The following is an 11,633-nucleotide window of genomic DNA, read 5'->3' as shown; positions in this document are numbered from 1 at the left end:
CACACCACCAGTGTTCGCCCGAACTGGGCCAATACCTACAATGCGGTCGCCCAGATCGGCTCGCACATCTTCTATTCGCCCAACTAGGGCAATCCCCTCCCTGTCGAACGCGCCGTCGTGCTGGCACGCCGCCCTGGCCTGAGCCGTGTCCCTCGCGGACCTGTGTCCTTGTGCCGCTCCTCCCGGCCTGCCCTTGGTGGGGGAGGCCGGGCGAGGGTGAAGCGAAGCTGGCCCTGTGCGAGCCAGGCCGATCTCTGGGTCTATTCAGCCGCCTGCGCCATCCGTGGTCCCGGTTCGGCATTGGCGGCGTCGCCGAACTTTTCAAAATTGGCCCGGAACAGGCCAGCCAGATGCAGCGCCTGGCGGTCATAGGCCGCCGCATCGGCCCAGGTCAGGCGCGGCGTCAGCAGTTTGCTGTCAACGCCGGGCACCGCGACCGGCACCTCAAAGCCAAACAATTCGTCGGTCCGCATGGCGATGTCATCGAGCGCGCCGTTCAGGGCGGCGCTCAGCAGACGCCGGGTTGAGGCAATGTCGATCCGCTTGCCGACGCCATAGCCGCCACCGGTCCAGCCGGTATTGATCAGCCAGGCCGAGGCGCCGCTGGCCCGCAGCTTTTTGGCCAGCATCTCGCCATAGACCGTGGGATGGAGGGGCATGAACGGCGCGCCAAAGCAGGCCGAAAACGTCGCCTGCGGTTCGGTGATGCCGCGCTCGGTGCCGGCAACCTTGGCCGTGTAGCCTGACAGGAAGTGATAGACGGCCTGATCGGGGGTCAGCCGGGCAATCGGCGGCAGCACGCCAAACGCATCGGCGGTGAGGAACACCACGGTTTTCGGCGTGCCGCCAACGCTGCCCTCGGCAATGGCCGGCAGCACATGGATGGGATAGGCGGCCCGGGTGTTTTCGGTCAGCGACACGTCATCGAAATCGGGAACCTTGGCGTCATCGAGCACGACATTTTCCAGCACCGTGCCAAAGCGTTTGGTGGCGGCAAAGATCTCGGGCTCGGCCGTCGCGCTCAGCTTGACGGTCTTGGCGTAGCAGCCACCCTCCAGATTGAACACGCCGTCATCGCTCCAGCCATGTTCGTCATCGCCGATCAGCGGACGGTCGGGGTCATTGGAGAGCGTCGTCTTGCCGGTGCCCGACAGGCCAAAGAACAGGGCTGCCTCGCCATCCTTGCCCAGATTGGCCGAGCAATGCATGGGCAGCACACCCTGGCGCGGGGCGTGGAAATTGAACAGCGAGAACACGCTTTTCTTGATCTCGCCGGCATAGGAGGTGCCGGCGATGATCACGATGTTGCGGCTCATATCGAGCGCAATCACCGTCTCGCTGCGGCAGCCATGTCGGACTGGATCGGCCTTGAACTGCGGCACGTGCACAATGGTGACGGGCGTAGGGTTGGCGCCGGTTTGCACCATCTCGCCGGGCCGGATCAGCAGATTGCGGATAAACAGGGCGTGCCAGGCGCTGGGTGTCAGCACGGTGACGCCATATTGCAGGCGCGGATCGGCCCCGGCCAGCAGGTCCTGGCGGAACACATTCAGCCCACCCAGGGCGGCCACGGCGTCCTCCAGCAGCGCGGAAAAATGCGCTGGGCTCATGGCGCCCGAATTGTCCCACCATACGCTGTCGGCGGTCAAAGCGTCGCGCACAATGAACTTGTCCTTGGGCGAGCGGCCGGTAAAGGCCCCGGTGCGCACGGAAACGGCGCCATCTGCGGTCAATTCGCATTCATCGCCCTGCAGCGCGCGTGCAACCAGCACGGGCACGATATCGTTGTTGGAGACCGAGCCGGCGCTGGCGGCGATTGTGCTTCTCAGGGTGTCATGGTCGAACATAGAAAACTCCGTCGCTCGCGGGCACGTGCTGCCGCCCGTTGTTGACGTGCAAAATAGAGGGTCGAACTGTGCTACAACCATCCCCAAATGGGTCGTAAGACGGAAGTTGCATCGCGCCCGCAACACCCTTGTGCAGCGGGCCTGCGGTTGTACTCTCCTTGGCACCGCCTTATTTAATGCGTAATTGTCGCCTGCAAGCATACGGAACGCCGCGTGGGTCACATGTTTGAAGCGTCCGAACAAGAAAGGCAGTTCATGCCCAAGATCGCTCTCGTCGATGACGACCGCAATATCCTGACTTCCGTGTCCCTGGCACTGGAGGCGGAAGGCTACCAGGTCGCCACCTATACCGACGGCGCTTCGGGCCTGGAGGGTCTGACCACCGACCGGCCGGACCTAGCCATTCTCGACATCAAGATGCCCCGCATGGATGGCATGGAATTGCTGCGCCGGCTGCGCCAGAAATCCGACATCCCGGTGATCTTCCTTACCTCCAAGGACGAGGAGATCGATGAACTGTTCGGTCTCAAGATGGGTGCCGACGATTTCATCACCAAGCCCTTCAGCCAGCGCCTGCTGGTGGAGCGGGTCAAGGCCATCCTGCGCCGCTCGACGCCACGTGATCCCACCGCCTCGAACGGCGCCTCGGGGGAAACCGGCGGCGACAAGGCGCTGATCGAGCGCGGCTCGCTGGTGATGGATGAAGAGCGCCACACCTGCACCTGGAAGGGCCAGCGCGTCACCCTGACCGTGACCGAATTCCTGATCCTGCAGTCGCTGGCCCTGCGGCCGGGCGTCGTCAAATCCCGCAATGCCTTGATGGATGCGGCCTATGACGATCAGGTCTATGTTGATGACCGCACCATAGACAGCCACATCAAGCGTCTGCGCAAGAAGTTCAAGGCCACCGATGATGACTTTGAAATGATCGAGACGCTGTATGGCGTCGGCTACCGCTTCAAGGAGCAATAGGCACAACCTGTGGCCATCCTCGAACCCGAACGCGATCGCCAGCCCGACGCCGCACCGGACTGGCGCGCGCCGGGCACCGAGGACCCACGCCGCGCGTCCCCCAAGCCGCACGCCCGTCGCCGCTGGCGGCTCCTGCTGGCCCCCTTCCACAAGCTGGCCAGCGCCATCAGCCGCTTTCTCGACCTCACCATCTTTGCCAACCTGACGCGCCGCATCATCGTGCTGAATATGGCCGGGCTGCTGGTGCTGGTGGTCGGCATTCTCTATCTCAACCAGTGGCGCGCCGGGCTGATTGACGCCCGCGTGCAGTCGCTCCGCGTGCAGGGCGAAATCATTGCGGCGGCCGTGGCGGCCTCGGCAACGGTGGATAGCGACGTCATCTCGATCAATCCCGACCGTCTGCTGCAATTGCAGGGTGATGGTTCGGTGTCCTCCCTGTCCTACTACGATCCGACGCTGGAATTTCCCATCAATCCCGAACGGGTCGCGCCGCTGCTGCGCAATCTGATCACCCCCACGCGCACCCGCGCCCGCATCTATGATCAGGGCGGGCTGTTGATCCTGGACAGCGACAATATCTACGCCCGGGGCGAGGTGATGCGGCAGATCATTGAAACCAAGCAGACCGACGAGTTCTTCCTGTGGGACTGGTGGAACGCCGTGCTGAACTGGGTCCCCGGCGACAATTATCCAAAGTACCAGGAATATGGTGTCGATGAAGGCGGCCGCTATCCCGAAGTGGCCTCGGCGCTGCAGGGCGCTGCCGCCGACTTTGTCCGCGTCGATGGCCAGAACCAGCTGGTGGTCTCGGTCGCCGTACCGGTGCAGCGCGTGCGCGCCGTGGTCGGTGCCATCCTGCTCTCGACCGCCCCGGGCGACATCGACTCTATTGTCGCCCAGGAGCGCTGGAGCATTCTGCGCATTGCCCTGATTGCCGCTGCCGTGCAGATCGTGCTGTCGCTGGCCCTGGCCGGCACCATAGCCGGACCGATGCGCCGCCTGGCGGCTGCCGCCGAGCGGGTGCAGACCGCTGGCAATGCCCGCGCCGAAATCCCCGATTTCACCGATCGTCCCGACGAGATCGGCCACCTCAGCGACGCTTTCCGCCGCATGACGGACGGGCTCTATAACCGCATCGAGGCAATCGAGCGCTTTGCCGCCGACGTGGCCCATGAACTCAAGAACCCGCTGACCTCGCTGCGCAGCGCTGTTGAGACCCTGCCGCTGGCCAAGCGCCCGGAAGACCGCGAGCGCCTCAATGCCATCATCCAGCACGACGTCAAACGGCTCGACCGGCTGATCACCGATATTTCCAGCGCCAGCCGGCTCGACGCCGAACTGGCGCGCGAGAGCGCCGAACGGGTCGACGTCGAGAAGCTGGCCCAAGCCATTGTCTCGATGCAGAAGGACATGGCGCTGGGGCGGGGCGTCACCGTCGCCATGGACAAGCGCACCGGCAAGGGCGCCGCTATTGTCAATGGCCACGAGAGCCGCCTGGCCCAGGTGTTCGCCAATCTGATCGACAATGCCGTCTCGTTTTCCCCTGAGGGAGGCGTGGTGCATGTGGCGCTCAGCACCGACGCCGACGATGTGCGCATCACGGTGAGCGATCAGGGGCGCGGCATTACCGGCGATTTCAACAAGATTTTCCAGCGCTTCTATACCGACCGGCCCGATACCGAGAGCTTTGGCGATCATTCCGGCCTGGGCCTGTCGATCTGCAAGCAGATTGTCGAGGCCCACAAGGGCACGATCAAGGGGCATAATCGCTCCGATGGCAGCGGCGCCGTGTTCTCGGTTGTGCTGCCGCGCGCGCGCAAATAGATTGCCACCATGAGCAAACCAAAAAACGTGCATGGCACGGGACTGTTGTTGGGATCGACCGGCGTGCTGTTGCGCGGCCCGTCCGGCGCCGGAAAATCGGTGCTGGCATTGACCCTGCTGGAACGCTGGACGCTGCGCGGCCTGCCCGCCTTCCTCGTCTCTGACGACCGCGTCGATCTGGTCAGGACCGATGAGCGGGTGGCCATGCAGGCCCCACCAAATCTGGCCGGGCTGATCGAGTTGCGCGGCCGCGGCATTGTCAGTCGCCCCCATCAGAACGCGGTCCCCCTCGATCTGGTCATCGACATGGTGCCCGAAATGGTGCGCATGGTTGAAGAGGACGAGTTCGTCACCGAAATCGCCGGGATCACCCTGCCGCGCGCCCCAGTGCCCTATGGCAATGTCATCAGCCTGGGTCATCAGATCCTGCTGGTGACCGAGGCCATGTCGGCACTGGCTCAACCGTGACAAAATACCACTTGAATCCCGTCCGCTGCCGGACAAGACTGGCGCGCGCCCGGTCCAATGGCCCGGGCACAGCCTTGCGCCGTGCAGCTGCTGCATTGCGCGATGAACTGGGGCAAACTATGGAGTGCTGTCGCTTCTGCGCCGCAGGCGCTGCTCGACATGTTGGGGACTTTGTATGATTGGTCTGGTTCTGGTGACGCACGGTGCGCTCGCCCATGAATTCAAGTCGGCGCTCGAGCATGTCGTCGGCCCGCAGGAATACTGCGAGACCATCGCCATTGGTCCCGATGACAATATGGAAGACCGCCGCAACGACATTCTTGCTGCGGTCGACAGCGCCGATAACGGCAAGGGCGTCATCATCCTCACCGACATGTTTGGCGGCACGCCCTCCAACCTGGCCATTTCGGTGATGCAGAACCGGGCGGTCGAAGTGATCGCCGGGGTCAATCTGCCCATGCTGGTCAAGCTGGTTCGCGTGCGCAATGAGATGACCATCAAGGATGCCGTGAACATGGCCCAGGAGGCGGGCCGCAAATACATCACCGTCGCCAATTCCATTCTCGCTGCCGATTGAGCACCGTGAACGTGACGTCCGGCACCACGGCCCAGGGGAGAGTGAGCTGATGGATTCAAGCCGCGCACTGGCGCAGCAACTGACCATCGTCAACCGCAAGGGTCTGCATGCGCGGGCCTCGGCCCGCTTCGTGCGCACCGCCGAGTGCTTCGATGCGGCCATCTCCGTCGTCAAGGACGGCACCTCGGTCAACGGCAATTCCATCATGGGACTGATGATGCTGGGCGCCGGACCGGGCAGCACCATTCTGGTGCAATCGAGCGGCCGCCAGGCCCGCGAAGCGCTCGAGGCCATCGTCCTGCTGGTCAATAACGGCTTTGACGAGGACAGCGACGGGGCGCCCGACTGACGGAACGCGCCGCTGCCGCCCCGCGTTGAGGCCAGTGGGTCAACCCCCCGGGGCATCAGCAGCACGGAGATCAACGCATGCGGCGCATCATTGCTGGACTGGGCGGGCTCGGCCTGGCCGTCACGCTCAGCCAATTCCCCGAATATGCCCAGCAATATACCCAGCGGCTCGGTGGCGCCGTCGACGAATTGCGGGTCATTGTCGAGGATTTTGATCGCGCCGCAGTCGAAGGCGGGCTCGATCGCGCCGCCGCTTTGACCCGCTATGAGGGTGCGAACGACGATTTCCTGGCCGGACGCGGGACCGCCATGACGGCCACCTTCGAGCGCTACGAGGCCCTGCATGCCACGCTGCGGCGCATCGAGGGGGCCAGTGCAGTGGAACGCTTCCAGTCGCTTCCGGCCTATCTCGACAGTGAAATTGGCCAGCGGACGCTGGAAAACTACCGGCCCGCCGTGCCGGTCACCATGGAAGGCATTCTCTATGCCGGCGGTGGCTTCATCCTGGGCTATCTGGTGCTCTCGGGCCTGTTGCGGTTGGTCATGCTGCCCTTCCGCCGCCGCCGCTACGCCGCTCATCCCTAGTCGCATATAAACCTTTCTTTATGTCTCTGGTTGATCCCGGTCGCGCCCTTGCGTATAGCAGAGGCAACGATCCCCATTCCGCTCCGGAGCTTCATTCATGACCACCCATTCGACCGATTACGCGGTCAAGGACATTTCCCTCGCCGCCTATGGCCGCAAGGAACTCGATATCGCCGAGATCGAAATGCCCGGCCTGATGGCCATCCGTGAGGAATATGCCGCCGCCCAGCCGCTCAAGGGCGCCCGCATCGCCGGCTCGCTGCACATGACCATCCAGACTGCCGTGCTGATCGAGACCCTGGTCGCGCTGGGCGCCGAAGTGCGCTGGGTCAGCTGCAACATCTTTTCCACCCAGGACCATGCTGCAGCTGCCATCGCAGCGGCCGGCATCCCGGTCTTTGCCCACAAGGGCGAAACGCTGGAAGAATATTGGGCCTTCACCGATCGCATGATGGACTGGCCGGGGACCACCCCCAACATGATTCTCGACGATGGTGGCGACGCCACCATGTATATTCTCAATGGCGCCAGGGCCGAGGTGGACCCGTCCTTCCTCGAAAAGCCCACCAATGAAGAAGAAGAAATCTTCTTTGCCACCATCAAGCGCCGCCTGGCATCGAGCCCGGGCTTCTTCACCAAGATCCGCGACGCCATCCGCGGCGTCTCCGAAGAAACCACCACCGGCGTGATGCGCCTCTATCAGCTGCACGCCAAGGGCGAGCTGCCCTTCCCCGCCATCAACGTCAATGACTCGGTCACCAAGTCCAAGTTCGACAACAAGTACGGCACCCGTGAATCGCTGGTCGACGCCATCCGTCGCGGCACCGACGTCATGCTGGCCGGCAAGGTCGCCATCGTCTGCGGCTTTGGCGATGTGGGCAAGGGCTCGGCCGAATCGCTGCGCGGGGCCGGCGCCCGCGTGCTGGTCACCGAAGTCGACCCGATCTGCGCGCTGCAGGCCGCCATGGAAGGCTTTGAGGTCGTTACCCTGGCCGAGGCTGCCCATCGCGCCGACATCGTGGTCACCGCCACCGGCAACCGCGACGTGCTGATGGTCGATGACATGCGCAAGCTCAAGGACATGGCCATTGTCTGCAATATCGGCCATTTCGACAATGAGATCGACGTGCTCGGCCTGCGCAATTTCAAGTGGACCAATGTGAAGCCGCAGGTCGACCTGATTGAAAAGCCCGATGGCAGCCGCCTGATCCTGCTGTCGGAAGGCCGTCTGGTCAATCTGGGCAATGCCACCGGTCACCCCAGCTTCGTGATGAGCGCTAGCTTTGCCAACCAGACCCTGGCGCAGATCGAGCTGTGGACCAATGGCGAAAACCTGGAAAAGAAGGTGCATGTGCTGCCCAAGCATCTCGATGAAAAAGTGGCCGAACTGCACCTGGCCAAGCTCGGCGCCAAGCTGACCAAGCTGACCAAAAACCAGGCCGACTATATCGGCGTCAGCACCGAAGGCCCCTTCAAGTCGGGCGAATACCGCTACTAGGCGCCCCTGACCCCTGCCATTATGCCCGCGACCCAGGTCGCGGGCATTTCTTTTGTCGGAAACCCTCGTTTCGTTGTTGCTGCTTCGTTCTCGGTCAAGCCCCGATATCGATGCTTTGCCTATCAAGGTAGGTCATTAAGACTCTTTTAGGCGATTCGCCGGGCCGCTATGGTCAAGGTGATTCGGCTGCTGGGGGACACGCAGCCAATCCGGAATCGGCAGGCCTGTTTGGGCCGCGTAAGTCACTCCGTATGTAGTCATTGCGTACCGACTCTTTGCGGCGTCGGACTGGCAAGCAACACAATTTGACCTAGAGGGTAGCGCATGGCGCCGGATCACTTCCGGAAGCATTGGGGATTCGCCGGACTGGCAGCAACCCCTTTCTCCCTGCTCACGACGGCACCCGCCGCCGCGCAAGGGATGCAGGCGGCCAGCTTCGCCGGTGCGGCACCCGTCGCCATTGCCGCCGGCGCCGGCGCCTTTGCCCTGCTGGCCATGGCCGTGGTGCGCACCATGCTGGTCGATGGCAAGCTGGCCCGCCGCAAGGCGGCCGAACAGATCGCCGGGCTGCGCGCCCTGGTGGACGAATATGAAGCCCTGCTGTCGGGCACCCGCGAAGTCACCGTGCTGTGGACCGATGAAGACGCCCCCAAGCTGCTGGGGCAGGCCGCTGCGGTGCTGCCGATCGGGCGGCAGCCCGAAAGCGTGCTGAATTTCCAGAGCTGGCTGACCATTGCCGATGCCGACCGGCTGGCCCGCCTGCTCGAAGACCTGCGCGTGCACGGCCATGCCTTTGCCGTCAGCCTGAATGCCCTGGACGGCCGGCTGGTACGGGCCAATGGCTGGGTGCTCGGCGGCGGCACGGCCATGCGCCTGCGCCCCGCCTTTCTGCAGCCCGGAGCCGAGCCCGATCTGGTGGCGGCCGCCGCGACGGGCGACTTCACCAGCGTGCGGGCAATTCTGGACACCCTGGCCAAGCCCGCCTTTGCCCGCGATGCCGAGGACCGGCTGGTCTATGCCAATGCCGCCTATCTCGAGCTGGCCCGCGCCCTGGGCAAGACCGGCACGACCAGCGCCCCGCCCGAACTGCTCGACCCGGCCCGGCTGACCCGGCATCTGCAGGCCTGCGACGCCGCCCAGGGACCCAATTCGCTCTCGCTGGCCTGGGGCCAGCACGGCGCCTATGAGCTGGTCGAATTCCCCGTCACCGGCGGCCGCGCCGGCATGTTGCGCCGGGTCCAGGAGACCGAACGCGACAGCGCCAGCGAGGCCGTCGCCCATATTAGCGGCATTATCGACACGCTGAGCACGCCGATCGCCATTTTCAATGCCCGGCGCGAGCTGATCCAGTTCAACCAGGCCTATGCTACCCTGTGGAAACTGAGCGGGGATTTCCTGGCGCTCGGCCTTGACGAGCGCGCCATTCTCGACAAGCTGCGCACCGAGGGCATGCTGCCCGCCCAGGTCAATTACCACACCTGGCGCGACGCCCATCTCAAGGCCTATAGCCGCACCGAGCCCTTCGAGGACGAGCCCTGGCACCTGCCCGATGGCCGCACCATCAAGGTGATCTCGGCCCCCGCCGGCGCCACCGGCGGCGTGATCTATGTGTTTGACGACATTACCGAGCGCCTCAAGCTCGAATCCACCAACAAGGCCTTCTCCAATGTGCAGCGCGAGACCATCAATTCGCTGTCCGAGGCCGTCGCGGTGTTTGGCACCAATGGCCGGCTGACCCTGTCCAATCCGCGGCTGTCGGCGCTGTGGAAACTGCCCACCAATGAACTGGGCAAAAACCCCCATATCGACGAAATCACCGAAGCCAGCGGCCGCGCCATTCCCGAAGACGGGGCCAGTATATGGCGTGATCTGAAGCGGGGGATAATTGATCTCAATCCCACCCGCTCCGACCAGACCGGGCGCATCAACCGCTCCGATGGCCGGCTGCTCGACTATGCCATCACCAGGCTGCCCGACGGGCAGACCATGATGACCTTTCTCGACGTCACCGAAAGCGCCTCCTATTCGCGCGTGCTCAAGGAGCGCAATGACGCCCTGGTCGCTGCCGACGTGCTCAAGGACGCCTTTGTCGAGAACGTCTCCTATGAGCTGCGCTCGCCGCTGACCAATATCATCGGCTTTGCCGAAATGCTGGCCACCGATGCCGGCCCGCTCAATGCACGCCAGAGCGCCTATGTCGACTATATCCGCGCCTCGTCGGTGACGCTGGGCGTGCTGATCGACAATATTCTCGACCTCGCCTCGGTCGATGCCGGCATTGCCGAACTGCGCCCCGAACTGCTCGACGTGCACAAGCTGGTCGACAATGCCCGGGCCGGGCTATCGGCCAGTTTCCCCGAGATTTCGGGCGAGAAGCCGATCAATCTGACCGTCGACATCGACCCCGATCTGCCCCCCTTCATCGCCGATGGCACCCGCATCGTGCAGGTGCTGTATAACCTGCTGTCCAATGCCGCCCGCTTCTCCCCGCCCGGCGGCGAGATCCGGCTGTCGATCTCCTATCGCGGCGAACGCATGCTGTTCGTCATCGAGGATGAGGGCCCGGGCCTGACCGACGAGATGAAATCGGCCATTCTCACCCGGCTCGACAGCACCGGTGGCCCCAGCGGCCGCCAGCGCGGCGCGGGCCTCGGCCTCGCCATCGTCAAGACCTTCGTCAATCTGCATGGCGGCACCATCAGCGCCGAGCGCCGCGAGCCGCGCGGCTCCAAGATCATCGTCAACCTGCCGCGCGACAGCTCGATGTCCGCCGTCGCCGAATAGCGGCGCCGCTCGTGCTGGCCGAGCGCTTCCTGCCCGATGACGCCGCCACCGCCGCCCTGGGCGCCGAACTGGCGGCCGAACTGGCGCCGGGCGATCTGCTGCTGCTGCAGGGCGATCTGGGCGCCGGCAAGACGGCCCTGGCCCGCGCCATCATCCGCCAACTCGCCGGTGACCCGACGCTCGACGTACCCTCGCCCACCTTCGCCCTGGTGCAGCCCTATGACACCGCCCGGGGCGCCGTGCTGCATGCCGATCTCTACCGGCTCGGCGATCCGCGCGAGGTCGACGAGTTGGGCCTGCTCGACAATCCCGACGCCATCGTGCTGGTCGAATGGGCCGAGCGCTCGCCCGAAATCAGCGCCGCCGCCAGCTGGGTGGTGCAGCTGGTTATCCCGCCCGGCGGCGAGGGCCGCCGCGCCACGCTGACCCGGGCCCGGCGATAGCCGCCCCGTTTCCTCTGTAGGCATGGTTCTCGACCGCGCGGCGCGGGCCGGACGGTTGGGGCAGACGGACGGATCCCGAGACGGCTTTCGCCTCTGGTAAAGTTAAAAACGAGACGATCGCCGTCCCGGGATGCCGGTTTTTGGGACTGTACGGCGGCACGGGGATCGCTCGCCCCCACACGGCCGGACTGGAACCTGTGGAAGAGACGAACTTCCACCCGGCTCACCCCAACCACTGTTCGCCTGCAGGCCGCCCATGCGGGGTGATGGCGGCAGTATGGCACGGG

10 protein-coding genes are annotated in these 11,633 nt (G+C 64.4%); 9 read left to right on the top strand and 1 reads right to left on the bottom strand.

What is annotated here, in order from left to right:
• Positions 1-260 precede the first annotated feature (260 nt).
• A complete protein-coding gene (gene pckA, locus Q8O80_RS03770) occupies positions 261-1,847 on the bottom strand; it encodes a phosphoenolpyruvate carboxykinase (ATP) (protein ID WP_305577087.1) in 1,587 nt (528 codons plus the stop codon).
• A gap of 255 nt (positions 1,848-2,102) precedes the next feature.
• Between pckA and Q8O80_RS03765 the strand changes: the two genes are divergently transcribed.
• The 9 genes from Q8O80_RS03765 (at position 2,103) to tsaE (ending at position 11,346) form a co-directional block, all read left to right on the top strand.
• Positions 2,103-2,819 carry a response regulator transcription factor gene (locus tag Q8O80_RS03765; RefSeq protein WP_305577085.1) on the top strand — a complete coding sequence of 239 codons (717 nt, stop codon included), beginning with the start codon at positions 2,103-2,105 and terminating at the stop codon, positions 2,817-2,819.
• Positions 2,820-2,828: 9 nt separating this feature from the next.
• Positions 2,829-4,643 carry a sensor histidine kinase gene (locus tag Q8O80_RS03760; RefSeq protein ID WP_305577083.1) on the top strand — a complete coding sequence of 605 codons (1,815 nt, stop codon included), beginning with the start codon at positions 2,829-2,831 and terminating at the stop codon, positions 4,641-4,643.
• A 9-nt stretch (positions 4,644-4,652) separates the two neighbouring features.
• Positions 4,653-5,111, top strand: a complete 459-nt coding sequence (locus tag Q8O80_RS03755; protein ID WP_305577081.1) for an HPr kinase/phosphorylase — start codon at positions 4,653-4,655, stop codon at positions 5,109-5,111.
• Between the two features lie 175 nt (positions 5,112-5,286).
• Positions 5,287-5,688, top strand: coding sequence for a PTS sugar transporter subunit IIA (locus Q8O80_RS03750; RefSeq protein ID WP_305577079.1), 402 nt, complete (start codon positions 5,287-5,289; stop codon positions 5,686-5,688).
• A gap of 49 nt (positions 5,689-5,737) precedes the next feature.
• Positions 5,738-6,037, top strand: a complete 300-nt coding sequence (locus tag Q8O80_RS03745) for an HPr family phosphocarrier protein (RefSeq protein ID WP_305577077.1) — start codon at positions 5,738-5,740, stop codon at positions 6,035-6,037.
• A 77-nt stretch (positions 6,038-6,114) separates the two neighbouring features.
• The gene (locus Q8O80_RS03740; RefSeq protein ID WP_305577075.1) at positions 6,115-6,621 is read left to right on the top strand and encodes a DUF2937 family protein; all 507 of its coding nucleotides are present in this window, start codon (positions 6,115-6,117) and stop codon (positions 6,619-6,621) included.
• A gap of 97 nt (positions 6,622-6,718) precedes the next feature.
• A complete protein-coding gene (gene ahcY, locus Q8O80_RS03735) occupies positions 6,719-8,119 on the top strand; it encodes an adenosylhomocysteinase (protein ID WP_305577073.1) in 1,401 nt (466 codons plus the stop codon).
• 324 nt (positions 8,120-8,443) lie between these two features.
• On the top strand, positions 8,444-10,903 hold the full coding sequence (locus Q8O80_RS03730; protein ID WP_305577071.1) for a PAS domain-containing sensor histidine kinase: 2,460 nt from the start codon (positions 8,444-8,446) through the stop codon (positions 10,901-10,903).
• Between the two features lie 11 nt (positions 10,904-10,914).
• A complete protein-coding gene (gene tsaE, locus Q8O80_RS03725; protein WP_305577069.1) occupies positions 10,915-11,346 on the top strand; it encodes a tRNA (adenosine(37)-N6)-threonylcarbamoyltransferase complex ATPase subunit type 1 TsaE in 432 nt (143 codons plus the stop codon).
• Positions 11,347-11,633 lie beyond the last annotated feature (287 nt).

Origin of the sequence: Devosia sp., assembly GCF_030689745.1 — a bacterium.
In the GTDB taxonomy this organism is placed as follows: domain Bacteria; phylum Pseudomonadota; class Alphaproteobacteria; order Rhizobiales; family Devosiaceae; genus Devosia; species Devosia alba.
Note: the sequence above shows the minus strand (reverse complement) of the source record. Positions and strands in the feature narration are given on the sequence as shown.